This is a genomic window from Neisseria subflava (genome assembly GCF_024205745.1).
GTDB lineage: Bacteria > Pseudomonadota > Gammaproteobacteria > Burkholderiales > Neisseriaceae > Neisseria > Neisseria flavescens_B.
In genome coordinates, this window is record NZ_CP073117.1 from 315,083 (window position 1) to 339,788 (window position 24,706).

At 47.3% G+C, this 24,706-nt stretch carries 21 protein-coding genes and 1 pseudogene; 11 read left to right on the forward strand and 11 right to left on the reverse strand.

Annotated elements, in window-relative coordinates:
• Positions 1-309: 309 nt before the first annotated feature.
• Positions 310-1,665, forward strand: a complete 1,356-nt coding sequence (yegQ, locus tag KCG55_RS01500; protein ID WP_254323184.1) for a tRNA 5-hydroxyuridine modification protein YegQ — start codon at positions 310-312, stop codon at positions 1,663-1,665.
• Between the two features lie 62 nt (positions 1,666-1,727).
• Here the strand turns inward: yegQ and hemC are convergent, their stop codons facing one another.
• The gene (gene hemC, locus KCG55_RS01505) at positions 1,728-2,663 is read right to left on the reverse strand and encodes a hydroxymethylbilane synthase (protein WP_254323185.1); all 936 of its coding nucleotides are present in this window, start codon (positions 2,661-2,663) and stop codon (positions 1,728-1,730) included.
• 118 nt (positions 2,664-2,781) lie between these two features.
• Here hemC and ybeY point away from each other — a divergent pair, with 118 nt between their 5' ends.
• The 5 genes from ybeY (at position 2,782) to KCG55_RS01530 (ending at position 6,672) form a co-directional block, all read left to right on the forward strand.
• A complete protein-coding gene (gene ybeY, locus KCG55_RS01510) occupies positions 2,782-3,297 on the forward strand; it encodes an rRNA maturation RNase YbeY (RefSeq protein WP_070632480.1) in 516 nt (171 codons plus the stop codon).
• A gap of 1 nt (position 3,298) precedes the next feature.
• Entirely contained in the window at positions 3,299-4,141 is an 843-nt protein-coding gene (locus tag KCG55_RS01515; protein WP_070589562.1) for an HlyC/CorC family transporter, read from the forward strand.
• Positions 4,138-4,875: a methionine ABC transporter ATP-binding protein gene (locus tag KCG55_RS01520; protein WP_254323186.1), complete on the forward strand. Its 738-nt coding sequence runs from the start codon at positions 4,138-4,140 to the stop codon at positions 4,873-4,875. Before KCG55_RS01515 ends, KCG55_RS01520 begins: the two co-directional genes overlap by 4 nt.
• A 1-nt stretch (position 4,876) precedes the next feature.
• On the forward strand, positions 4,877-5,563 hold the full coding sequence (locus KCG55_RS01525) for a methionine ABC transporter permease (RefSeq protein ID WP_070587440.1): 687 nt from the start codon (positions 4,877-4,879) through the stop codon (positions 5,561-5,563).
• A 197-nt stretch (positions 5,564-5,760) separates the two neighbouring features.
• Entirely contained in the window at positions 5,761-6,672 is a 912-nt protein-coding gene (locus tag KCG55_RS01530; RefSeq protein WP_254323187.1) for a MetQ/NlpA family ABC transporter substrate-binding protein, read from the forward strand.
• Between the two features lie 589 nt (positions 6,673-7,261).
• On the opposite strand, the gene KCG55_RS01535 is transcribed toward KCG55_RS01530, so the two are convergent.
• The 10 genes from KCG55_RS01535 to KCG55_RS01580 form a co-directional block, all read right to left on the reverse strand.
• Positions 7,262-8,221 carry an FAD:protein FMN transferase gene (locus KCG55_RS01535; RefSeq protein ID WP_254323612.1) on the reverse strand — a complete coding sequence of 320 codons (960 nt, stop codon included), beginning with the start codon at positions 8,219-8,221 and terminating at the stop codon, positions 7,262-7,264.
• 184 nt (positions 8,222-8,405) lie between these two features.
• On the reverse strand, positions 8,406-8,900 hold the full coding sequence (locus tag KCG55_RS01540) for a nitrous oxide reductase accessory protein NosL (protein ID WP_254323188.1): 495 nt from the start codon (positions 8,898-8,900) through the stop codon (positions 8,406-8,408).
• A complete protein-coding gene (locus tag KCG55_RS01545; protein ID WP_254323189.1) occupies positions 8,897-9,727 on the reverse strand; it encodes an ABC transporter permease in 831 nt (276 codons plus the stop codon). The genes KCG55_RS01540 and KCG55_RS01545 overlap by 4 nt, the downstream gene beginning before the upstream one ends.
• Positions 9,724-10,617, reverse strand: a complete 894-nt coding sequence (locus tag KCG55_RS01550; RefSeq protein ID WP_254323190.1) for an ABC transporter ATP-binding protein — start codon at positions 10,615-10,617, stop codon at positions 9,724-9,726. Before KCG55_RS01550 ends, KCG55_RS01545 begins: the two co-directional genes overlap by 4 nt.
• A 59-nt stretch (positions 10,618-10,676) precedes the next feature.
• Complete coding sequence (locus KCG55_RS01555; RefSeq protein WP_432761065.1) at positions 10,677-12,038, reverse strand: nitrous oxide reductase family maturation protein NosD; 1,362 nt, start codon at positions 12,036-12,038, stop codon at positions 10,677-10,679.
• 198 nt (positions 12,039-12,236) lie between these two features.
• Positions 12,237-14,204 (reverse strand): TAT-dependent nitrous-oxide reductase, encoded by a 1,968-nt coding sequence (gene nosZ, locus KCG55_RS01560; protein WP_254323191.1) that lies wholly within the window; start codon positions 14,202-14,204, stop codon positions 12,237-12,239.
• 109 nt (positions 14,205-14,313) lie between these two features.
• Positions 14,314-16,587 carry a NosR/NirI family protein gene (locus tag KCG55_RS01565; RefSeq protein WP_254323192.1) on the reverse strand — a complete coding sequence of 758 codons (2,274 nt, stop codon included), beginning with the start codon at positions 16,585-16,587 and terminating at the stop codon, positions 14,314-14,316.
• 487 nt (positions 16,588-17,074) lie between these two features.
• Positions 17,075-18,136, reverse strand: a complete 1,062-nt coding sequence (gene porB / locus KCG55_RS01570; protein ID WP_250580672.1) for a trimeric porin PorB — start codon at positions 18,134-18,136, stop codon at positions 17,075-17,077.
• 311 nt (positions 18,137-18,447) lie between these two features.
• Positions 18,448-19,293, reverse strand: a complete 846-nt coding sequence (truA, locus tag KCG55_RS01575) for a tRNA pseudouridine(38-40) synthase TruA (protein ID WP_254323193.1) — start codon at positions 19,291-19,293, stop codon at positions 18,448-18,450.
• Between the two features lie 232 nt (positions 19,294-19,525).
• A complete protein-coding gene (locus KCG55_RS01580) occupies positions 19,526-21,502 on the reverse strand; it encodes a FimV/HubP family polar landmark protein (protein ID WP_254323613.1) in 1,977 nt (658 codons plus the stop codon).
• A 353-nt stretch (positions 21,503-21,855) separates the two neighbouring features.
• On the opposite strand from KCG55_RS01580, the pseudogene KCG55_RS01585 reads away from it, so the two are divergent.
• The 5 genes and pseudogenes from KCG55_RS01585 to KCG55_RS01605 all read left to right on the forward strand — a co-directional run bounded on the left by KCG55_RS01585 (position 21,856) and on the right by KCG55_RS01605 (position 24,678).
• Positions 21,856-22,388 (forward strand): annotated as a pseudogene (locus tag KCG55_RS01585) (septation protein A).
• Positions 22,388-22,678: a YciI family protein gene (locus KCG55_RS01590; protein ID WP_004519663.1), complete on the forward strand. Its 291-nt coding sequence runs from the start codon at positions 22,388-22,390 to the stop codon at positions 22,676-22,678. The pseudogene KCG55_RS01585 and the gene KCG55_RS01590 overlap by 1 nt, the downstream one beginning before the upstream one ends.
• The gene (locus KCG55_RS01595; protein ID WP_250580680.1) at positions 22,675-22,947 is read left to right on the forward strand and encodes a BolA family protein; all 273 of its coding nucleotides are present in this window, start codon (positions 22,675-22,677) and stop codon (positions 22,945-22,947) included. The genes KCG55_RS01590 and KCG55_RS01595 overlap by 4 nt, the downstream gene beginning before the upstream one ends.
• A 51-nt stretch (positions 22,948-22,998) precedes the next feature.
• The gene (locus KCG55_RS01600; protein WP_254323194.1) at positions 22,999-23,871 is read left to right on the forward strand and encodes a peptidylprolyl isomerase; all 873 of its coding nucleotides are present in this window, start codon (positions 22,999-23,001) and stop codon (positions 23,869-23,871) included.
• Between the two features lie 42 nt (positions 23,872-23,913).
• Positions 23,914-24,678, forward strand: a complete 765-nt coding sequence (locus KCG55_RS01605; RefSeq protein WP_188209891.1) for a peptidyl-prolyl cis-trans isomerase — start codon at positions 23,914-23,916, stop codon at positions 24,676-24,678.
• The last annotated feature ends 28 nt before the right edge of the window (positions 24,679-24,706 follow it).

Sequence of the window (24,706 nt, forward strand, 5' to 3'; positions counted from 1 at the left end):
AAATCGGTAACTAATCCGAATATTTTTTAAAATGAAGCTTAATATTTTACAAGAAAATACATTGCTTGAACGGTTTTTTGTTAAATTATTCCGCCCAACCCTGTTTTTTTACATTTCCAATGAATTTCAGCCCCTTTTAACCTTTCTTCATATAAGACATTTTCCGTATAAAAAACAAAGCGCAAACCCGAGACAAAATTGACCGAAACACAAAAACAGCGGATAATCCGCCCATTCTTCAAACATCTTTCAGACGGCCTTCCCTCTTCCCTTGAAGGCCGTCTGAAAACATTTTAAAAAGCATAAAACATGAAAGCACCCGAACTCTTATTGCCAGCAGGCGGCCTCGAACGTATGCGTGCTGCCTACGATTACGGCGCAGACGCCGTTTACGCCGGCAGCCCGCGTTACTCCCTGCGCGCCCGCAACAACGAATTTGCCAAACTCGACGTTCTCGAGCAAGGCATCAAAGAAGCACACGAGCGCAACAAAAAATTCTTCCTGACCGTCAATACGCTACCGCATAACTCCAAACTCAAAACCTTTGTTTCCGATATGGAGCCCTTGATTGCCATGAAACCCGACGCGCTGATTATGGCAGATCCAGGTTTGATCATGACCGTGCGCGAAAAATGGCCGGAAATGCCGATTCACCTGTCCGTACAGGCAAATACCACCAACTACTGGGGCGTAAAATTCTGGCAAAACATCGGCGTCGAACGCATTATTCTGTCACGCGAATTGAGCATGGAAGAAATCGCCGAAATCCGCCAAGAATGCCCCGACATCGAACTCGAAGTCTTCATTCACGGCGCATTGTGCATCGCCTACTCCGGCCGTTGCCTGCTCTCCGGCTATTTCAACCACCGCGACCCCAACCAAGGCACCTGCACCAACTCCTGCCGTTGGGACTACAAGGTTCACAACGCCGTTGAAAGCGATGCGGGCGACGCCCAACTTCTGCAAGGTTTCAACTTTGAAAAAGCCCAAGAAGAAGCCAACCAAAACTTTGAAGGCATCAACGGTCAAAAACGCCATCCCTACGCCGATAAAGTTTTCCTGATTGAAGAGTCCAACCGCCCGGGCGAAATGATGCCGATTATGGAAGACGAACACGGCACCTACATCATGAACTCCAAAGACCTTCGTGGCATCGAAGTGGTTGATAAACTAGCCAAAATCGGCGTGGACAGCCTTAAAGTCGAAGGCCGCACCAAGTCGCTTTATTATGTTGCACGCGTGGCCCAGTCCTACCGCAAAGCGATTGATGATGCCGTTGCAGGCCGTCCGTTTGATTACAGCCTGTTGAGCGAACTCGAAGGCCTTGCCAACCGCGGCTACACCAGCGGCTTCCTCGAGCGCCACCAAACTCAGGATTATCAAAACTACCTGACCGGCCACTCCATCGCCAAACAAAGCCAATATGTCGGCCACGTTACCGAAATCGATGAAAACGGCTGGGCGACCATCGAAGTCAAAAACCGCTTTGCCATCGGCGATTCACTCGAAATCATCCACCCAAGCGGCAACCAAACCATCAAATTGGAACAAATGACCCGCAAAGGCCAGCCTGTCGATGTTGCCCCAGGCAACGGTATTCAGGTCAAAATCCCCAACATGCAGGGCAAAGAAAAAGCTTTGGTTGCGCGGATTATGAATCCTTAAGCGTCAACAAAATAAAGGCCGTCTGAAAGTTTCAGACGGCCTTTTAAATTATCTATGCTGTTTTAAGCCTGTTCTTGTAATACGGCGGCAATCAATTCTTCCGCACCATCATCTGCCAGTTTTTTGGCGACTGCACGACCCAAGGCATCGGCGTATTCGGCGGGGGCTTGCGCGTCCGCCTGCAAAATGACCGAACCGTCAGGATGACCGACCAAGCCGCGCAAGGTCAGCAAGCCGTTTTCTTCAGTGCAATATGCGGCCAGCGGCACTTGGCAGCTTCCGCCCAAAGCGCGCGCCAACGCGCGTTCGGCCGTAACGCAGGCGTGGGTGGTATCGTGGTTCAATGGCTTCAAGACTTCATACAAATCTTCGCGATGCCCTGCAATTTCAATACCCAATGCACCTTGTCCGGCGGCAGGCAGGCTGTCGGATTCCGACAAAATCATGCGGATGCGTTCGTCCAATTCCAGACGCTGTAAACCGGCGGCAGCCAAGATAATCGCGTCGTATTCGCCGTTATCGAGTTTGGACAAACGGGTTTGCACATTGCCGCGCAAAGGTTTGATAACCAAATGCGGATAGCGCGCACGCAACTGGGCTTCGCGGCGCAGGCTGGATGTGCCGACGATGGTGCCTTTGGGCATTTCTTCCAAACGCGCGTATTGGTTGGACACAAACGCGTCAAACGGATTGGCGCGTTCGCCGATGGCTGCAAGCGCGAAACCTTCAGGCAAATCCATCGGTACATCTTTAATCGAATGCACAGCCAAGTCAGCCCGGCCGTCATACAAAGCCTGTTCCAACTCTTTGACAAACAAGCCTTTACCGCCAACTTTTGACAAGGTTCTATCCAAAATCTGGTCGCCGCGCGTGGTCATGCCCAAAATCTCGACTTCGCAATCGGGATACAGGGCTTTCAGACGGCCTTGGATATGTTTTGCCTGCCACATGGCAAGCAGGCTTTCGCGACTGGCGATAACGAGTTTTTTCGGGTTCATAATGGTTGCCTGAAAGATGGAAAACGGCATGAAGTCTATCATATTTTGGGCGGTTTTTCAGACGGCATGGGAGTGAATATGTTATATTTACACCTAAAAACCAAATTTTCCGAACAACATGAAACGCGCCAAACAATATCCTTTTTTATCCTTACAGCGGCAACGTTTTCATCTGAACTTTGAAAACGCCTCTTCCGCCGCCAACCTTCCAAGCGAACGCGACTTCTACCGCTGGGCGTGGTCTGCCTTGAAAAACGAATACTGCCGCGCAGACATCAGCCTGATTCTTCTGGACGAAGAAGAAGCCCGCGCTTACAACCGCGACTACCGCGGCAAAGATTACGCCACCAATGTATTGAGTTTCGCGCTCAATGAAGGCGAAATTCTGCCCGACCAGTTTTCAGACGGCCTGTATGGCGATTTGGTGATTTGCCCGCAAGTGGTTTTGAAAGAAGCCGCCGAACAAGGCAAAACACCCGAGCAGCATTTTGCCCACCTGACCATACACGGTACTTTACACCTGATGGGCTACGACCACATCGAAGACGATGAAGCCGAAATAATGGAAGCCGAAGAAATCCGCCTGATGCTGGCGGCAGGCTTCCCCAACCCCTACCAAGAGGACGAATATTAAAATGGACGGTACGCAGTCGAAACCCAAGTTTTTCGAACGCCTAATCTCCCGACTTGCCGGTGAGCCCGACTCCGCCGAAGACGTATTGACCCTGCTGCGCCAAGCGCACGAGCAGGAAGTTTTTGACGCCGACACACTGACCCGGCTGGAAAAAGTATTGGACTTTGCCGAACTGGAAGTGCGCGACGCCATGATTACGCGCAGCCGCATGAACGTATTGAAAGAGAACGACAGCATCGAGCGCATCACGGCCTACGTCATCGAAACTGCCCATTCGCGTTTCCCCGTCATCGGCGAAGACAAAGACGAAGTTTTGGGTATTTTGCACGCCAAAGACCTGCTCAAATATATGTTCAACCCCGAGCAGTTCCACCTGAAATCCGTCTTGCGCCCTGCCGTTTTCGTTCCCGAAGGCAAATCTTTGACCGCCCTTTTAAAAGAGTTCCGCGAACAGCGCAACCACATGGCGATTGTCATCGACGAATACGGCGGCACATCCGGCCTGGTTACCTTTGAAGATATCATCGAGCAAATCGTCGGCGAAATCGAAGACGAGTTTGACGAAGACGACAGCGCCGACAATATCCACGCCGTTTCTTCCGAACGCTGGCGCATCCACGCGGCTACCGAAATCGAAGACATCAACACCTTCTTCGGCACGGAATACAGCAGCGAAGAAGCCGACACCATCGGCGGCCTGGTCATTCAAGAGTTGGGACACCTGCCCGTGCGCGGCGAAAAAGTCATCATCGGCAGCCTGCAATTTACCGTCGCACGCGCCGACAACCGCCGTCTGCACACCCTGATGGCCACACGAATTAAAGAAAACACGGATAAACCATGATTATTCTGGATCACGTCTCCAAACACTATCAAACACGCGACAAAAAAGACTTTGTCGCCGTCGAGCCGACCAGCCTCGAAATCAAACAGGGGGAAATCTTTGGCCTGATGGGCTACTCCGGCGCAGGCAAATCTACTCTGCTGCGCCTGATTAACTTATTGGAACGTCCGGATACAGGTACCGTCAGCGTGTGCGGCCAAGAACTGACCGCGCTCAACGCCACGCAACTGCGCCACGCCCGACAAAACATCGGCATGGTATTCCAACAGTTCAACCTGTTGAGCAACCGTACCGTTGCCGAAAACGTCGCCTTTCCTTTAGAAATTGCCAAATGGCCGTCTAAAAAAATCCAAGCGCGTGTTGAAGAATGTTTGGAAATCGTCGATTTGCAAGACCGCGCCAACCATTACCCGTCCCAACTTTCCGGCGGTCAAAAACAACGTGTCGGCATTGCCCGTGCGCTGGCGCCGCAACCGCAAGTCATCCTCGCCGACGAACCCACTTCCGCCCTCGACCCTGCCACTACGCGCAGCGTTTTGAAGTGTTTGGAAGACATTAACAAACGCTTTAACGTAACCATCGTCATCGTTACCCACGAAATGAGCGTTATCCGCCGCCTGTGCGACCGTGCCGCCCTCTTGGACAAAGGCCGTCTGCTGGAAATCGTTGAAGTACACGGCAACCAAATCCATGCCCAATCCGAAATCGGGAAAGAGCTGATTCGAGAGGACTAATATGGCAGATTTAACATTTGAAAGTGCTGTTGAGACCATCGTCAGCATGAAAGGCGAAATTATCCAAGCCTTGGGCGAAACCTTTATTATGGTCGGCCTATCGACTACTTTCGCCGTCATCTTCGGTACGATTTTGGGCGTATTGCTGTTTGTGACATCAAGTCATCAGTTGCACTACAACAAACAGCTGAATTTGTTTTTGGACAACCTAGTCAACCTGATGCGCGCATTCCCTTTCGTCATCCTGATGATTGCCATGATTCCTGTTACACGCGCCATCATCGGCACGACCATCGGCCCGGTTGCCGCCTCATTGGTATTGAGCGTATCCGGCTTGTTCTACTTCGCCCGTTTGGTCGAGCAAAATCTGCGTGAAGTACCCAGAGGCGTGATTGAAGCAGCCTCCGCAATGGGTGCCTCGCCCATGAGCATCATCTGCAAAGTGCTTTTGAATGAAGCGCGCGCAGGTATGGTTTCCAGCATTACCGTACTGGCTATCGGCCTTCTGTCGTACAGCGCGGCGGCAGGCATGATTGGCGGTGGCGGCTTGGGCGACCTTGCCATCCGTTACGGCTACTACCGCTATCAAATGGAAGTCATCATCTTCATCGTTGCCATCCTAGTTTTACTCGTTATCCTGATTCAAGGTATCGGCAACAGATTGGCACGCAAACTGGACAAACGTTAAACAAACCAGGCCGTCTGAAAGGGATTTACTATTTTTCAGACGGCCTGTTATCTATTTAGAACATATTAGGATATATATTCCAAATAAATTTACAAAAAACATCCTCATAGTTCCAAAATAGATTTACAATCCCTCTTTTTTGACGACGGTAGCTTGAGGCCGTCTGAAACCGTTTTATCATCCATCAGGAGTAAAATATGCAAATCAACACATTCTTCAAAACCCTTTCAGCCGCTGCGCTCGCCATCGTACTGGCTGCCTGCGGCGGTCAAAAAGACAGCGCGCCTGCTGCTTCTGCCGCTTCTTCTGCCGACAACGGCGCAGAGAAAAAAGAAATCGTCTTCGGTACAACCGTCGGCGACTTCGGAGATATGGTAAAAGACCAAATCCAACCGGCTTTGGAGAAAAAAGGCTATAAAGTCAAACTGATCGAATTCACCGACTATGTGCGCCCCAACCTTGCTTTGGCTGAAGGCGAATTGGACATCAACATCTTCCAACACAAACCTTATCTGGACGACTTCAAAAAAGAACACAAACTGGACATCGTTGAAGCCTTCCAAGTACCGACTGCACCTTTGGGCCTGTACCCTGGCAAACTGAAATCTTTGGACGAAGTGAAAGACGGTGCCAGCGTTTCTGCACCTAACGACCCATCTAACTTTGCCCGTGCATTGGTTATGTTGAACGAATTGGGCTGGATTAAACTGAAAGCCGACGTTAATCCGCTGACTGCTTCTAAAAACGATATTGCCGAAAATCCAAAAAACATCCAAATCGTGGAGCTTGAAGCCGCCCAACTGCCACGCAGCCGTGCCGACGTTGACTTTGCCATCGTTAACGGCAACTACGCCATGAGCAGCGGCATGAAACTGACTGAAGCCCTGTTCCAAGAGCCAAGCTTTGCCTACGTTAACTGGTCTGCCGTCCGCACTGCCGACAAAGACAGCCAATGGCTGAAAGATGTAGCCGAAGCCTACAACTCTGACGAGTTCAAAGCCTACGCACAAAAACGCTTTGCCGGTTACAAATATCCTGCTGCATGGGGTAAAAACGCAGCTGCAGGTGCTCAAGCCGAAGCTGCTTCTACTGCTTCTGCAACCAAATAAGTAACTTTTTGAAAAAAGGCCATCTGAACATTCAGACGGCCTTTTTCTATTGATTATCTCTTCCCAAAGCTCAAAACAAGTTTTTTGATTAACGCCAAATACTTACACAATTCCCTTTTTAAACCAAATCAATATGTTGTAAAAAAGTTCAATAAAAAATCATGTTTTTATTCAATATAATCAATCACTAAATGAATTATTCTACTTTTTTATAATATTCACTAGTAATGTTCCGCTTATCCTGATATTATACCGCTCATCTAAAGACATCCGGTTATCTGCATTACAGACCGTTCATCTGAATTGCTTCAAACCACTTTGTCGGATTTTCCCATGTATGTTGTGTTTCTCCGTATCGAAGGGGTTTGAGCGGTCGAAATACCGTATTGCTTAGATATTAAAGCTTCGTGCTTTGAAATGAGTGAATTTTTGTTTTAAGTGTCGTAATCTCTTGCTAATTACTCCCAGCTGCAAGAGTTTCAGGGTTGCCCCTTGGGCAGCCCTTCTTTTTTATCTTCCATTTTTTCAGTAATCAAGACTTCCCTGCCCTATACTCATAGTCAAAACCGCAAGCAAGGCGCCCTTCTCCTCAACCTCCAATCTTCTTCAATTCATTATTCGGCATCACCAGCCAAACCTGTGCCTTTTTAACTTGAGCCGCAGTACGGATGGACGCCTCATCCATAATGGAGAATGCGGTAGAAAAGGCATCAGCAACCGCCGCACTCTCCGCCATGACACTCATGCTTTTATAACGCGGTTGGCTTCCGCCTGTACGCGGATCAAAAAGATGGGTAAATTTGCCAGCTTCGTCCATTACCGTGCCGTAGCCGCCCGATGTGGCAAAGGCTTGGTTTTTCATGGCAATAGTAGTCAGGATTTGGTCTTCTTGGTCGGGATTGCGAATGCTGACATTCCACTCGCGCCGGTTGGCATTATCAAAGCCGTAAATCTCCCCCATATCAATCAATGCCTGGGTAACGCCTTGCTGCTTTAACAATTCAACTACTTTATCAGTGATATATCCCTGCGCAATGCCGTTGAGCGACAAGCCCATACCTTTTTGGGCAAAACGGATTTCTTTGGTATCAAAATCAACTTTGTTGAAATCCACTAATTTGAGCGTGTCTTTGATACTGCGTTCGGATGGCGGTGTTTCGGTTTTGGGGTTTCGTCTGAAATGGTCGGCATACAGATTCCACAAAGGCTGAATACTGGGATCAAATGCACCCTGTGTCAGCTGATGAATATCTCGACTGATGCTGAGCAGCTGCAAAAAATCGGATGGAGGATTTTTCAGACGGCCTTCTCGGTTTAAACAGCTAATCAGGCTGTCGTCCCGATACAGGCTGAAGATTTTTTCCAATCGTGAAACTTCCGCCAATACTTTGTTGACCAATATTTCCGCCTGCTTGCGCTCAACGCCGAACAAACGCAATTCCGCGCCCGAACCCAATGCAATGCCTCTCCAAATAACTGGCTGCTCTTCTTGATTCGGACTGGCCGGATGAGTCAGCTGATTGGTTTTGCGGCTGATGGCAAAAGGAATGCCGACGCCGGCGGCAAGTGTGGCGGCGATGGCAAAGAAACGGCGGCGCGTTAAAGGGTGGACATAAAGTATTCCTTGGATTTTTTATCTTTACATTGAAAGCCGCATTCATTAAATCATCAATCGGCAGCTTCCAACACAAAGGCCGTCTGAAACTGTTTCAGACGGCCTTTTATTGATTATTTTATTTGAAAATATATTCGTCGGGCATTTCTGCAAAACCGACTACTCTGCCGCCTTTTTCTTTGGCGAATTTTTCAGCCTGAGCCTTGTCGGCAAACGGAAGCGCGTCTTCCGCACCCATGCCGCCGATAAAGCTGCTTTCGATAACGTAATAGGCTTTTTTCGCATCTATCCATTCGGCGTCGGCATTGGGTTTTTCCCAATCTTTGACTTTGCCCATATCGGTAACATAGATGGCATGAATGCCTTTAGGCTCTTCGGGCAGCTTGGTGTAGCCGAACATCTGCTTGATGGTAGAAAACCAAACCGGTTTGTCAGGTTTGCCGTTCAAAAAGATTTGCGCTTTAGGGCCGTTGTGTTCGGTCAAATTCATGCTGCAGTAATGACCGACTGCGCTGTCGCTGATTTGTTGGGGCGCAGGCGGAGGAGTATTTTCCTCTTTACTACAAGCAGATAAAGCAAGGATGGTGAATGCTGTAAATAATATTTTTCTCATATTTGTCTCTTTCCGAAAATCCAGGCGGCTAAGACCAAAGGAATGATAACCCATAATACCTGCGCCGTCAGCAAAACCGGCATAGTCAGGCTGATTTGATCGCTCAAACCGGCCATACCTGCGTACATGGCGGTGTTTTCATAACCGGTCAGGTTGAGCAGACGGTAAATGTCGGAAGGATTGAACAATAGAATGGTCTCTACAACAGGCGCGGTAATGACTTGTTCGGTATCGGCAACCAAAATGCCCAAAAGCGCCATATCGAAAATCACCACAAAAAACAGCCATACGCCGATGGCGATACCGGCGGCAGTACCGCGTTCTTTGACTTTTGCGCTGATCAAATAACCCATAGACAAAAAGGCTGCACCAAGAATCACGCTGGCAACAATCAGGAGGGCGAAAGGTTTCCATGAGGCAAGATCAAAGCTGCCGTTTGCAAGCTGGAGGGTAATACCCGCCAATCCGTAGCCTGCCGTGGTGGCAAGGGCAAGGATGATAAGATGGCCGATAAATTTACCGGCAAGGATTTGGTTGCGCGAAATCGGATAGCTCAACAACAGCGCCATCGTGCCGCGTTCGATTTCGCCAATCAGCGCATCATAAGAGAGCAACATCGCAATCAGCGGAATCAGGAAAATCGACAGGCTGGAGAGGCTGACAACGGTAACAGTCAACGGATCGACTTTGACTGTGCCGGTGGGCGAGCTGCCCAGGAAACCCAATGACAGGGCAAGCGCGGCAAGCAGAAGCGCGGCGGCAAGTACCCAACGGTTGCGCAGGCTGTCGCGGACTTCTTTGCCGGTAATAATCCAAACGGGGTTCATACGTCTTCCCTTTTTAAGAATTGTGCGTACATATCGTCAAGTGTCGGGGTATGGATATCGATATAGGCAAGGTTGCCCAAATCACCCAATTCGCTCAAAAGTCCCATACGCTCTTCGGCTTTACATTGCGCTTTATACGACAGGCCGTCTGAAAGCGGCTGCCAACGCTCGCTCAACAGGCGCGCTTCTTTCAAACGGACATTGACGGTCAACGGCAAACCACTTTGGACGTGCAGCTCATCCATGCTGCCATCGGCAACTTTCACGCCGTTTTTCATGACGATAATGCGGTCGGCGTGGCCATCAAGTTCGGCAAGCGCGTGCGTGCTAAGCAATACGGTTGCACCGCGGCCATTCAGTTCGCGCACGACTTCGTAAAACATTTGGCGTGAAGCCGGGTCAAGGCCAGTGGTCGGTTCGTCAAACAATAAGACTTTAGGCTCGCCCAACAAGGCTTGTGCCAAAGCGAGACGCTGACGCATACCTTTGGAGTAAGTGCCGACACGGCGGCGTGCCGCTTGAGAAATACCGACGCGTTCCAACAACTCACGGTTTTTACTCAAGGGCTGTTTTTTCAGCTTGGCATAGAAATCCATGGTTTCAATGCCGGTCAATGAAGGATGAAGCGCGACGGTTTCAGGCAGGTAGCCGATTTGACTGCGAAGCAGTGCGCCTGCCTTGCTGCCGGTACGCTCGCCCAGCAACATGACTTCGCCTTCGGTCGGCGTAATCAGGCCGAGTATCAGCTTCATGATGGTGGATTTGCCCGCACCGTTATGCCCTGCCATGCCGACGCTTTCGCCTGCTTTGAGGACTAAATCGACTTGGTTGACGGCTTTTTGACTGCCGAATTGTTTGGTCACGTTTCTTAATTCGACGTGGTTGGTCATGAATAATTCCTTTGTGCCGTTTCAGACGGCCTCATTCAAAAGGCCGTCTGAAAACATGTTTAATTCAAAGATCCGTTTTCGGCATCGCTCCAATCGGATTGGCGCGTATTGGCTTCGTGCAACAGCTCATCCTTCATGGCTTCGTATTTGGTGCTTGTTTTGTTGCTGATCGGTTTCATCAATGGCTTACTGTCGATGACGCCGCCCGGCAAAATAGCGGGGAACTGCGATTGCGCCCATTTGACAATGCTGACAGCAGGACTGTTCATCAGCAGACGGGATACGGGGGCGCGCCAAATGATTTGGTCGATGATGCCGTTTGGTCGATAGGCGTTGTCGCCAAAACCATCGCCATCAAGGTCGAATGTGCTGTTGTCGCTCCAATAATTGCCTCGGCCGCCCTCTCCCCAATCAAGGAAACGGGTGCTGACGTATTTAACTTGGCTTTCGTTGTTGATAAACGAATTATTGAACAGGCTTGTGCCTTCAATAGCTGCGGTAAAGTGGATGCCGATTTGACAGTTTTCAAAGTGGTTGTCAAAAATTTTATTGAAGTTGGCGTTATAGGCGAATACGCATTTACCGGCTTTATTGATAATGTTGTCGTTAATATCGGAATAGTTGACGTAGTTGAGCATGATGCCTTGGTCACGGCTGCCCACGGCGATATTGCCATACACTTTAAGACGCTCTGAGAACATCAACACATAGCCCATATTGTTGCCGACGGAGATGTTGTTGCTGATCTCGCTGTCGTTGGTGTACATATAATGCACTGCAAAACGCAAATCACTGAAACGATTGCCTTTATAGGTATTGTTTGTACTGGTATTGGAGAAAATACCGTCACGGCCTTTGGAAATATCGTTGTCGACGACTTGCGCGCCCGGCGCATTCCAAACCGTTACGCCATTACCGCGCTCATTCACGCGCAATGTGGCTTCCCCGACAATCTTATTTTCGCGCACCATCGATTCTGCCGCGCCATGGATGTACACGCCGACAGAGTTGTCCAAAACATTATTGTGTTCAACCAATGCACGCGGAGCCGTTTCCTCGAGGTAAATCCCTGCATCCATGGCCGGCAGGCTCAAACCTGAATTGGAAACTGTCAGATTGCGCAGAGTCACGTCAGGCGCATGAACGGCAATGGTACGCCCGCTCCTGTCGCCGACAATCTTGGCGGAGCGGTCGGCCGGACCTTCAATGGTAATCGGTTTGTCGATATAGAGTTTGGTCTTGTATGTACCGGAGGCAAGCTTGAGCGTATCGCCGGCTTGGGCGCGCGCTAAAGCATCATTGAGATTGTCTTGTGCGGATACGTTGATGACTGCGGCAAAGGCCGTCTGAACCATACTGCCAAGCAGCAATACGAGTGCGGCACGTTGCCATTTGGAACGATGGATTTGTGTGTGCGTCATAATCATATCTCTGTTTCAGACGGCCTGTTTGCCACATGATAAACCGATGCGGAAACAGGTATTTTGGTGTTATAGCAAAGCTGTCTGATGATGGCTTATATCTCATTGCAATATCTGCAGACAAACAGCTTTGCTATAAAGGCCGTCTGAAAGAATGTCTTTTCAGACGGCCTGAAGGATTAAATCATCAAACCAAAATTATTTTGGTTTAACAATCATTTGGCCTGACATTTCCATGTGCAATGCGTGGCAGAACCATTGGCAGTAGTACCAGTGTACGCCTGGACGGACTGCTTTGAAGGTTACAGAAGATGTCGCTTGCGGGCCGATCTCCATAGCGATACCGTAGCCTTCCAAAGTGAAGCCGTGAGTCAAGTCCTCAATGGTCTCAACGTTGGTTACGTATACGGTCACTTCGTCGCCTTGGTTCACTTCAAATTGAGGGATACTGAATGCAGGCGCAACGGCTGTCATGTACACGCGTACTTTGTTGCCTTCGCGTACGACTTTAGCGGCTTTTTCCAGCTCAACGCCGTCTTTTTGCGCTTGTTCCAAAGCATCTTTCCAGAACCATGGGTCTTTACGGTCCCAAGTTTTGCTTGGGTTCACTTTGGAAGCGGAAACCAGACAGAAGTCATGTGGTTCTGCAAAAGTCGGGTTGTCGTGAACCAGACGCATTTCATCGCCGGAGATGTCGATCAATTGGTCACACTCAGGTTTCAGAGGACCTGCGTTCAGGAAGCGGTCTTTGGAGAATTTATTCAAAGACACCAACCATTTACCGTCGGCTTCTTTAGTTTCGCCCATGGTAGTGTGGTTGTGGCCAGGTTGATAGTGAACGTCCAGTTTTTGTTTAATCGGATCGATTTTCTCGCCTTTGTAGGCTTTAATCGCATCGTCGATGTTCCATTTCACCATTTGGCTGTCGATAAACAATGTTGTATAAGCATTGCCGCGACCGTCAAATGCAGTGTGTAATGGGCCAAGACCCAGTTGAGGCTCAGCTACGACAACATCACGCTCTTTGATTTTGCCTGCAAACAAATCGTCCAGTTTGCTGACATCCAATACGGTAACGGTTGGAGACAGTTTACCGTTGAGCATAATGTATTTGCCGTCAGGGCTTGCGTTACAGCCGTGAGGAGAGTTAGGAACCGGGATGTAACGAGTGTATGGAGAGTTGGCTTCCGCACGACCATCCAACATTTTCACACCGTTAACTTCTTTGAAGTCGCCTTTTTTGATGCCTTCTTCGATGGCGGCCAGGTTAAATACCACACACCAGTCTTGTTCGTTAGAAGATGCACCTTGTACAGTCAGAGCGCGCTCAGAGTTATAGCAGGTAGAGAAAGAGTATTTACCTTGGTAGTCGGCATCACCGTTGTCCAAGTTACCGTCTACCAATACTTGCCATGCGATGTCCATGGTTTCGCCGTCAATTGCTGTATAAACGGCATTCCAAGTTTTAGGATCATCCCATTTGCCTACGCCGTCAACAGGAACGATATGCTCGCCGTTGGCAAAAACGTAACCGGTTTTCGGATAACGTTGCGGACGCAGACCGTGGATACCTGAAGCATTAGGAATATCGATGATTTTATCGGTTTTCATTACATCCAAACGGATACGGCAAACACGGGTGTTTGCTTTATCGTTGGCATATGCATAGCGACCGTCGTAAGTCTGATCGGTAAAAGACAAGTGTGGGTGGTGCAAGTCGCCGTTAGGGTAGCAACGCAGACCGCTGTCTTGCAGGAATTTACGGGTTTCCGGCGTAATATTTCCGTTCAAAACGCTCAGGCTCTCGTTGGTACGACCCCAACCGGTAGCACTGTCCATATTGAATACAGGGATACGCATCAGTTCGCGCATAGATGGCAAACCGATCAAGCGCATTTCGCCTGATTGACCGCCTGACAGGAAACCGTAGTATTGGTCAAGCTCGCCTGGACCTACTTCGGAAGTTTGTTTGCCCGGTTCGGCAGAATGAGCTGCTGCTTTCTCAGCAGGAGCTGCGCCAGAAGCGGCAGCTTTATCACCCTCACCGTTAGAGCAACCGGCCAAGCCCAACAAACCGGCACCGGCAATACCTGCACCGGAAGCAGCGGCAGTACCTAAGAATGAACGACGGCTTAAGCCGTTTTGTTCTAATTTTTCGTCTGACATACGACACTCCTTGGATAAAATCTGGCGGCCGATTTTTTCAGACGGCCTGCCGATGAAAAACTTTCTAAGTTGGGCTGCCGATACAGCCCTCTTTTTTATTTATAAATTACTACTTGTCAACACTGATTGCTGATTCTTTTTTAACAAACTGAACAACTTGTTCTTGAGCATTTTGCGCTACTGCCGCATCGTGCTGCTCAGATTTTGCCGCCGCTTGTTTTTGTTTTTTCTTATTCGTTGCCACTACTTGAGGACAACGCGTATCGTGGTGATACATTACCTGACAATGCAGACATTGGATACATTCGTTCGGATGAATATCGCCTTCTGGTGCAATGGCCTGAACCGGACATTCGTGTGTACAAATTTGGCATGGGTTACCGCACATTTTATAACGGCGCAGCCAATCAAACACACGGAAACGGCCCGGCAATGCGATACCTGCACCCAAAGGACACAGATAACGGCAGAAGAAACGTTCGATAAACAAGCCTGCGATCAGCAAAGCGGCAGCGAACAGAACAAACCACCATTCACGCATAAATTTCAAAATGATTGCAGTTTTGAAAGGCTCAATTTCAGCAAATTTTTCAGCCGTACCCAAATCGTACAGGGAAATTGCCAACAAGGCGAAGAAAATTACATATTTAATCGCACTCAGACGGGTATGCAACAAGTGTGGTACTGTAATTTGTTTCAGACCCAATTTTTTGGCGATACGGTTGGTTAACTCTTGCAATGCACCGAAAGGACACAACCATCCACAGAATGTACCGCGGTTCCACAACAGCATGGTCGCCGCTGTAAAAAGCCACAGAATGAATACCAGCGGATCCATCAGGAAGAATTCCCAGTGGAACTCAGTCAAAATGGCTGAGAACAACGTCAAAGTATTCACTACCGATAATTGTGCCTGAGCATACCAGCCGATATAAAACAGCGTAAAGATCAGGAAACAGAGACGGAACCGGTCATACCATTTTTCGTAACGAACAATCCAGTCTTGGAACAAGAATACCAACAGAAGAATTGTCAAAGCAATACCGACAACCACGATTTGACCTTGTTTGGCTTTCCAAACCTGTTTCCAAAGTTGGTTGGAAACACCATCATCACCGGCAGTTGCATCTTCGGCAATACCTGTACTTTCAGGGGCTGAAGCTGCAGCCGCAACTTGCTCAACCGGCGCGCTGATTTCAACCGGCGGTGCTTTAGGATCGTCAACGTAGTAGCCTTTTGGCAATTCGTAATCCAAATCTGTCGTTACAAAAGCTTTATCATTTACGCTCAATACGCGTTGAATCATCAATTGCAAACGCCATGGCTCGGCACCATCAAATTCCACACCTTCAGGGATTGCGAACCAAGATACCTCTTTGAATGCAGGTGCACCTTCCGCTGCCAAAGCAACTACACGTTCATGTTGCGCATCGGTAAAGCGGAAGCTGGTATCGCCTTGAATCATTTCAATACGGTCAAAGATACCGCCGCGAACATAACCCGAACCTTTCCAAGAATAGCGACCCTCGCCGGCCACCATCACGGCTTCTTGACCAGGTTTCAAACGTTTTTGCAGGTTGTTCCAGCCGGCTTCGCCTAAAAGACTTTTACCGATGGAAGGTTGGCTGACCAAGGCAACATACAGATCAATAAATGTATCATTACCATCGCCCTGTTCCGCATGATCTGCCACACCTGCTTTACCGCTTTTCTCAAACAGTTTATTGATTTCATCGATAGAAATATGCAAATGACCGACGGCTTTTTGTTCCAAAAGCGCATTCCATGACAGGATATCTTGTTTGTCTTGACTGGCAACGCGACGCGGACGGGTTTGAACGGCAGGTTCGGCAGACTGTTCGCCGGAAGCAGCTGCTGCATCGGTTTGAACTGCTTTATCAGTACCCAAATGATATTGATGGATTACCGCCTTAACAGAACGCTGAATACTGTCATTGATGACCATCAGGGTTACAGTTGCACCACTAATAATATCCCCTGGCGCAACACCTGGTTGAGGCGGGTTTTTAATAAAATTTAAGCCGATATATTTGTCAATGAATTTATCAACACGGGATTGAGGGATACCGATCAGCATAATCGGCTCATGGTGTTCAACCAATTTTGCTCCCGCAATAGTGCCATCATTGGCCAATGCAACCATTGTATCAATCGGCTTACTCGAATAACCACGCGTATTGACCACATCAGTCGTGATATAAACCAAACCAAGCTGCTCTTCGCCTTTATATACACGAGCAACCAAAGGCTTACCTTCAGGTTTGCCGTAGCGATCAGCACCAGGAAAAATTTCAGAAGGCTGAATTTTTGCCAAGAAATCAGGCAAGCGCTCTGCGTAAGCAGGCAGGCTTACTATCATCATAGAAAACACAGTAAACAGCACAAGGATTCGTTTCCAAATGCTACTTAAGCACTTCATTTCAAGACAGGACATGACTATTCCCGATATATCGATACTCTAAACACTTATATTATATGAATCATCTATCGGCAATAATTTGATTAAAATCAAGTTTACAAATCTTAAAACCAAATTCTACATGCTAATAATACTTTAGAACTATAAAAATAAATCTTTTATTAGTAGACATGAAATATAGGAAAATCAAATCAATCCAATGACCATCTCAATATCGTTAACTTATTTATAATAATACTCAAAACAATTTCTAAAATTTCATTTAGCATATATTAAATAGAATATAACCTGACTTAAATTTCCATAGGCCGTCTGAAAACGAATATCGAAAATACTTTAACCTGCCCCTGCAATGACAAAATACATTTCTTACAAAAACAAAAAGAGCCTGTATAAAACAGGCTCTTTTTCAGACTAATCTTAAGTCAGATTAGAATTTGTGACGCAGGCCAACAGTACCAGCAGTTTTCTCATATTTGTAGTCGCCTTTGCCTTCTTTCAACCAGCCAGCAGACAGCAGGGCAGAAGTACGTTTAGAGAAGTCGTAGTCAGCACCAACGATAACTTGGTTGTAAGCGCTGTTTTCTTGTTTTACGCCATCTTCTTTAGCTTTGAAGCCGTAAGCGTAAGAAACACGAGGAGTTACGTTACCGAAGCGGTAAGCGGCAGTTGCACCAACTTCAGTACGTTCGTTTTTCTTAGCACCAGCTACGTCAGCTTTGAAGCCTTCGTATTGACCTACAACAGCAACCATCAGGTTGTTAGCATCGTAACCAGCAGTCAGACGGTGAGCTTGGTGATCTTTGTAAGTACCAGCAGCCAAAGTAGTATTGTGGTTGAATGTATCCAAGTAGCCAGCATCCAAGACAGCATGTTTAGCGTAAGAACCAGCATAGCGACCAAAGAAGCCAGAGTTTTCGTAGTTCAGACCCAAATCGTAAGACGCACGGCTTTTCACAGCGTGATCGTATTTGTCGCCAGGGTTAGCATTGTCGCGAGGTTGGAATTGTACGCTTGCGCTGAAACCACCAAATACAGGAGTGTCGTAACGTACAGATACTTTACGAGTATCTACACGTTTAATTTTACCCAATTGCAGAGCGTCTGCGTTAGCATTACTAGATTCCCAAGGGTCGAAGCTATCGCTGCTGTCTTTCAGAGCAGTGTTCAGGTTACCGGCACGAACTTTACCGAAACCACCTTCCAAACCGATGAAAGATTCACGGTTAGCAAAACCAGAGTCACCACCGGCGATAGAAGTGTTTTGTTCAACTTGCCAAATAGCATTCAGGTTGCTACCCAAGTGTTCGTGGCCTTTGAAACCGATGCGAGAGCCGTAGTCAGCAATCTCAGTAGCAGTTTTAGAAGAAGTCTTACCCTCTTTTACTTTAGAAATTTCTACGCCAGCTTTGATTTGACCGTACAGAGTCACATCAGCCATAGCTGCAACAGGCAGAGCTGCCAAAGTCAGAGCAATCAGAGATTTTTTCATTGCTGTATTCCTTTTCTATTGTGAAGAAATAACTTAAGCAGACCGGACAATCCGCTTAGGCTTACATTATCGCTGGAATCAGCGATTCCATGACTGTTACTATAATTGCTCCTCTCTAAAAAAACAAACTTTATTCAATCCTCCCCACTACCTCGGAAACCAAATAAAGGTAGGCACAACCCAAATAATGGAAATTTATTATTTAAAATCAATGATAAATTCCTTCTAAAACCATATTTGCATTTTACAACACTTTATCAATTTACACATTAATCACGCTATTTTGTTGCTTTTATACCAACAATCCGCAATTAGGCCGTCTGAAAATCATTACCCAGAACACTCATCCACTCGGGCAACGATAGTTGCATCAATCCAAACTCATCAGGATAGTCAACACCTGTTAGATACAGGCCATCTGACATAAACGTTGGCGGAGCCTTCAATCTACTTTTTGCATGAAAGACCGACTCAAACTCATTCACACTGATCCTGCCACTACCCACATACACTAATGCACCCATAATATTGCGTACCATATGATGTAAGAATGCGTTCCCATGCAAATCAAGGCACAGATAGCGAGAAGTTCCACTAATACTTGCACTATATAGTGTTTTTACAGGGGATTTCGCCTGACATTCAGCTGCACGAAAGCTGGAAAAGTCATGTTCACCCTCCAATAAGGCAGCAGCCTGCTTCATTAGATTTAAATCTAATTTCAAATGCGTCCACCCTACTCTGCCAACCAATAATGGAGAACGAACCGGTGAAGATTCCAATAAATAACGATAATGGCGGCCATAAGCATCAAATCGGGCATGGAAATGAGGTGCAACTTTTTGCGCAACCAACACAGCAACACCATCAGGCAAATATGCATTGACACCCCGCACCCATGCTTGCTCCGGACGACTTACTGATGTATCAAAATGCACCACCTGGGCTGTTGCATGCACACCCGTATCCGTCCTTCCCGCAACAATAGTATTAATTTGTTCCCCCGCTATTGAAGACAATGCCTGCTCTAAGGCCGTCTGAACAGTCGGCAAATCTCCGGCCTGTTTTTGCCAACCATAAAAACGGCTACCGTCATAAGAAAGGGTCAAAGCCCAGCGCTGCACGAGATGCCCTGTTGTATTTACTTGTTCAGTCATTTCTTATACTTCTTGTAAATTGATATTGTTGTCTATACTCAAGTAACAAATATTAAAAAGGCGTGATCAACACACGCCTCCATTATGTATTTCAGACGGCCTTTATCTTCAACCATCATATAAAATAAAACCGAAATCTTACCCAACCAATAATAGACTCAGCCAAAATCTTGCTTTTTAATTTACCATAAAAAAGATGCCGTCTGAAACGGCATCTTCATTTTACTGGCACTTATGCGCCAAGTTCTTTCATCAGTTTTTGGGCTTTATGCAGAATATCGCCTTCAGCCTCTTCAATCAGCCCTTGCAATGTTTCTCGAGCCGCTTCAGGATCACCGATTTCGATATACATCTTAGCCAAATCATATTTAGCTTCAAGCGGTGCAGTCATGCCGACTGATTCTGAAACAAAACCTCTTTCACTATTGCTTTTATCGGCGGCTACTGAAACATCTTCAGCACCCCATTCCAATGCACCTTCTTCAATCACAAACTCAGAAGCAGCTTCTTCTTTCTCTACTTCTTCTTTGGTTTCTTGAATTTGCAAGTCTTGATCTTGCTTGACATCAAATGGCAGCGCATGGCCGTCTGAAGCTTCAGGAGTTTCTACCGTAAACTCGAGTGGCTCTTCATTTCTTGACTCGGAGACTTTTTTCTCTGCCGCCAAATCAAACTCATCAAATGTATTTGTCTGCTCTTCTTTACGTTCCGGCATAATAACAGATACCGGCTGATACGGATTTTCTGGTTCAGGCTCGTACACGCTTTCCGTTGATTCGATATTGTCCCAATCAGCATGGCGACGTTGCTCTGTCTCAACATCATGCGTTACTGCACCTGAAAGAATACCTGCCTGACTATTGTCAATCTTACCCAAATCAAGTTTGACATCATCGATATTGGAAGATTCTTCTACTTCATTGATAACCACATCATCTTCGAAATCATCTTCGATAAGCAGGCCGTCTTGAGTTTTTTCAGACGGCGTTACTTTAGTTGCAGCAACCGCAGCAGCAACATTTTTCTGCACAGCCTTCTCTTCATTCTTACGGCTTACAGACTCTGCTTCCGGCTCGTCTTTACGTTTACCGGCAGCTTTCAACAACAACCAAGCAGCAATAAGGGCTGCTCCGCCTGCCAATAACCATTTCCATAAATTGCCGTCTGATTCGCCTTCTGTTTGCTCCGCGACAGAATCCGTGGTTGCAACAGGCTCAGAAGCCACTACATCCTCTTGGGCATCAGAAGCCATAGCTTCTTGAATATCTGACGCAGGAACAGTCGATGCGGCATTTTCATTGACAGCTGCAGATGCTGCTTGTTCTGTTTGTTCAGCTGAAGCTTGTTTCACTTCTTCCTGTTGCTGTGTATTTACGCCAGCATCTTTAACCTGGGCTTCAGTTTTAGCCTCAGGCTGAACAACAGGTTTTTCTGTTTTAGCTTCTGTTGCATTGACGGTTGCATTACCTTTCTCTGCTGCTGTATTGGTTTTAACAGGCGCAGAAGCAGCCAAGCGTTGCAATTCGCTACGGTTTGGAATATTCAGCACTTTACCTGCCAACATACGGTTGGCATTATTATCGATAAACACATCCGGGTTGGCATTTACCAAAGCCTGGATAGTTTGATCCAGGGTCATACCTTGCGGACGGATGCTGGACGCAATGGCAATCAGGGTTTCACCAGTACGCACCAAATGCTGTCTGCCTGAACGTGCAGCCGTGTCGTTTTTAGCAGGGGCCGTCTGAACTTGTTTTTTCTCAGCCTTACGCTGCACATCCTTACGCGCTTGAGCTGCCTGATTACCTGCTGCTTTATTGTTTTTAGTTGCAGGCTGTTGGGCATTGCGTGTCGGCTCGGAGGATTGAGATTCAGTGGCCGGACGGGTACGAACAGATGCAGCATCTTTAGAATCATATCCGGCCGGGTCGATAATAGCGGTGTACTCACGCGATTGCGCGCCAACACCCACTTGGAAAACCAAAACAGGATCTTTGATGGCTTTAGAAGAGCGGATGGTAACGACTGCCTTATCGCCTGATTTGCGTACCGCCGCGCGCAAATTACCATTTGAAATAGTAGCCTTACCGCCATTAAGCAGAGCCTGAGCTTCCTCGCCAGTCACAGTGATACTGCCTGTAAAAGGCTCACCCAAATGAGATTGAACATTCAAGCCGCCCAAACCTGCAGAAGCGCTGAGCGATGTCATTAAAGCGATAGAAGCTGTAATTAATTTAATATTGTGATGTTTTTTCAAAACTGATCCCCTGTTCGGAAATTATGGTACTAACCAATGTGCGCGCATTTAACCATATATTTACTAGATATTACGTCATGATATATTTTTAACCCATTCCTGCCAAGCAATAGAGGCTGTTCAGCCTAAAATTCCTTAGCAAATCTATTACTTTTGCATGCTTGTGTTTCTTTTTTACAAATTTCGCCAACCCAAAACAAATATTTTATATAAATATATGTGATATTGAAGTCATGGGGAAAGGTGCAAAAAAACGCATCTCCCTGTATGATTAGCATTTACTCAATTAGTTTCATCATTAACATATGAAGATTTTGAGCGACTTATTCGCTGTATTCTTATTTTTCATCACATACATCATCACCAAAGACATGATTGCCGCAACGACTGTTGCGGTTATCGTCGGCATTGCCCAAGCTGCACTGACCTTTTGGAAACACCGCAAACTGGACACCATGCAATGGGTCAGCCTGATTTTGATTGTCTTTTTGGCGGCGCAACGATTCTGCTGAAAGACAACCGCTTCATCATGTGGAAACCGACCGTTCTGTTTTGGATCGGAGCGATCGTCATGCTGTTCAGCCACCTTGCCGGTAAAAACGGGCTTAAAGCCGTCATGGGCAAAGAAATGCAGCTCCCTGATTTTGTATGGACACGCCTGACTTATGCATGGATTGGCTTCCTGATTTTTATGGGTGCAGCCAACCTCTTTGTCTTTACGTATTTTCCAGACCAATGGGTCAATTACAAACTGTTCGGCACATTGGGTTTCACAATCATTTTTTCCATCGCACAGGGTATGTATCTGATGCGTTTCCAGTCTAAGGAGGATCAATAATGGAATATTTCATGCTTTTGGCCACTGATGCCGAAGATGTCCACGAAGCACGCATGGCGGCACGCCCTGCTCATTTGGCACGCTTGGAAGAATTGAAAGCGCAAGGCCGTCTGCTGACTGCCGGCCCCAATCCTCTACCAGACAATCCGGAACGCGTTTCCGGCAGCCTAATCGTGGCTCAATTTGAATCTTTGGACGCTGCACAAGAATGGGCTGAACAAGACCCTTACGTCGATGCCGGCGTATACGCAGAAGTATTGATTAAACCCTTTAAAGCCGTGTTCAAATGAGCAATATGCGTCAAATTATCGAGGAACACCTGCGGACGCTTGAGCCTGAGTTCTTCGATTTTGAAGATGAAAGCCATCTGCATGCCGGCCATGCCGGCAATAAAGGCGGCGGGCATTACGCCATAGTGGTGGTCAGCAACGCATTTGAAAACATTGGTCGCCTCCAGCGACAACGTATGATTAAACAGCTTTTGCAGGACTTGTTTTCAGACGGCCTGATTCATGCACTCAGTATCAAAGCGGCCACGCCGGACGAATACTTCCATTAAGATTACTGCCCAAACTTTGATTTCCAATCATTAATTTAAAAGAGAAATACGATGAAAAAAACCTACTTTGCTTCAGCCTTGATGCTTGCCCTGACTTCCGGCACCCTGTTTGCCCAAACTTTGGTTACCGTCAACGGTCAAGCCATCGACAGCAGCGTTATCGATGACCAAGTTGCTTCCGTACGCGCCAGCAACCCCAACATTCAAGACACGCCTGAATTGCGTCAAATGCTGACCGAACGCCAAGTTATCAGCACTGTTGTTACCCAAGAAGCCAAAAAATTAAAACTGGATCAAAGCGCTGAATTCAAAGCTGCATTGGAGCAAGCGCGTGCCGATGCCGCCAAGCAAGGCGCAGATAAAAAAGCCACATTTAAAACCGAATGGGCAGTTTTCGAAAATGATTTGTTAGGCCAAGCTTTCGCGGCACATATCGTCCGTCAATATCCTGTTCAAGAAAAAGATGTCAAAGCCGCTTACAACGATTTCAGCAACTTCTATAAAGGTACTCAGGAAGTCCAACTGGGCGAAATCGTAACCGACAGCAGCAGCAATGCCCAAAAAGCCATTGCCGATTTGGATGCGAAAAAAAGCTTTGTTTCGGTATTAAACCAATACTCAATTGACGAAGCGGCCAAAAAAGCCGGCGGTATCCCTAAAGCTTATGTTCCGCTTAAAGATTTGCAAGAATCAGCGCCTCCGCTTTACGCAGCTGTCAAAGACCTGAAAAAAGGTGCGCACACTAAAACGCCGCTGCAAAACGGTAATTTGTACGCCGTTTTCTACGTCAATGACCGCCGTAACGTTACCGTACCTTCTTACGAAGCCGCTAAAAACGAGATTGGCAGCGACTTACAGGCAGCCCGTGTTGATGCGGCCATTCAATCATTGCTGAAAAAAGCCAGTATCAAAGTCAACAAATAATAACGTGCCCGCCGTGATGGCGGCGGGCAATAAGGAACTCACATGAACATCAAGCCCAAAACTGCCGTTTTGGCTATCCTTGCCCTATCAACCGTCGGCTTGGCAACTGCCAAAGCACCTGAAATCGATCCCGCACGTATCGACAGCATGGTCGCCGAAGTATTGAGACAGGCTGATCAACACCCCAACCAGACTGCCAAACCCGATGGCCAGGCAATCCGCAAAGATGTGGTTACACGTTTGCAGACTTTGGAAATTTTGAAAAATGAAGCCATCAAGGCTGGTTTGGACAAAGATGCGGAAGTGCAAAATCAGTTGAAAAACGTCGAAGCTGAATTCTATGCCAACCAATACGCTGCTTATCTAGAACGCCAAATCGCGGTTGACGATGCCGAGTTGCGCCGTTTCTACGACCAGCAAACACGCATTATCAAGCTGCAACAAGTCAGCTTTGCTTCAGCCGAAGAAGTACTCGCAGCGCAAGAACTCCTGCTCAAAGGCTTGTCATTTGAAGAGCTGATGAAACGCTATCCAAACCCCGAACAGGAGTTCGACGGTTTCATCTCTCCGCAGCAGCTCTCTCCTCAACTGGCTACCGCTTTTGCCGACATGAACCGAGGCGATGTAACGCATGAACCGATTCAAATAGAAAACCGTTTTTATCTGTTTAAACTCAGTGCAGTAGAACGCGATCCCAATGCCGAACCTTTCGAGCTGGTGCGCAATCAGCTTGCCCAAGCTGTCAAACGACAAAAAGTCGAGAATCAGATCGAACGTATCTTGAAAGAAAACGGCATTAATCCGTAAATTGATTCAATGGTTTCAGGCCGTCTGA

Bases quoted from the DNA above. Each gene is read 5' to 3' on its own strand.
- yegQ (WP_254323184.1), top strand. From the start codon at position 310: ATGAAAGCACCCGAACTCTTATTGCCAGCAGGCGGCCTCGAACGTATG.
- hemC (WP_254323185.1), bottom strand. From the start codon at position 2,663: ATGAACCCGAAAAAACTCGTTATCGCCAGTCGCGAAAGCCTGCTTGCC.
- ybeY (WP_070632480.1), top strand. From the start codon at position 2,782: ATGAAACGCGCCAAACAATATCCTTTTTTATCCTTACAGCGGCAACGT.
- KCG55_RS01515 (WP_070589562.1), top strand. From the start codon at position 3,299: ATGGACGGTACGCAGTCGAAACCCAAGTTTTTCGAACGCCTAATCTCC.
- KCG55_RS01520 (WP_254323186.1), top strand. From the start codon at position 4,138: ATGATTATTCTGGATCACGTCTCCAAACACTATCAAACACGCGACAAA.
- KCG55_RS01525 (WP_070587440.1), top strand. From the start codon at position 4,877: ATGGCAGATTTAACATTTGAAAGTGCTGTTGAGACCATCGTCAGCATG.
- KCG55_RS01530 (WP_254323187.1), top strand. From the start codon at position 5,761: ATGCAAATCAACACATTCTTCAAAACCCTTTCAGCCGCTGCGCTCGCC.
- KCG55_RS01540 (WP_254323188.1), bottom strand. From the start codon at position 8,900: ATGAGAAAAATATTATTTACAGCATTCACCATCCTTGCTTTATCTGCT.
- KCG55_RS01545 (WP_254323189.1), bottom strand. From the start codon at position 9,727: ATGAACCCCGTTTGGATTATTACCGGCAAAGAAGTCCGCGACAGCCTG.
- KCG55_RS01550 (WP_254323190.1), bottom strand. From the start codon at position 10,617: ATGACCAACCACGTCGAATTAAGAAACGTGACCAAACAATTCGGCAGT.
- KCG55_RS01555 (WP_432761065.1), bottom strand. From the start codon at position 12,038: ATGACGCACACACAAATCCATCGTTCCAAATGGCAACGTGCCGCACTC.
- nosZ (WP_254323191.1), bottom strand. From the start codon at position 14,204: ATGTCAGACGAAAAATTAGAACAAAACGGCTTAAGCCGTCGTTCATTC.
- KCG55_RS01565 (WP_254323192.1), bottom strand. From the start codon at position 16,587: ATGATGATAGTAAGCCTGCCTGCTTACGCAGAGCGCTTGCCTGATTTC.
- porB (WP_250580672.1), bottom strand. From the start codon at position 18,136: ATGAAAAAATCTCTGATTGCTCTGACTTTGGCAGCTCTGCCTGTTGCA.
- truA (WP_254323193.1), bottom strand. From the start codon at position 19,293: ATGACTGAACAAGTAAATACAACAGGGCATCTCGTGCAGCGCTGGGCT.
- KCG55_RS01580 (WP_254323613.1), bottom strand. From the start codon at position 21,502: ATGACATCGCTCAGCGCTTCTGCAGGTTTGGGCGGCTTGAATGTTCAA.
- KCG55_RS01590 (WP_004519663.1), top strand. From the start codon at position 22,388: ATGGAATATTTCATGCTTTTGGCCACTGATGCCGAAGATGTCCACGAA.
- KCG55_RS01595 (WP_250580680.1), top strand. From the start codon at position 22,675: ATGAGCAATATGCGTCAAATTATCGAGGAACACCTGCGGACGCTTGAG.
- KCG55_RS01600 (WP_254323194.1), top strand. From the start codon at position 22,999: ATGAAAAAAACCTACTTTGCTTCAGCCTTGATGCTTGCCCTGACTTCC.
- KCG55_RS01605 (WP_188209891.1), top strand. From the start codon at position 23,914: ATGAACATCAAGCCCAAAACTGCCGTTTTGGCTATCCTTGCCCTATCA.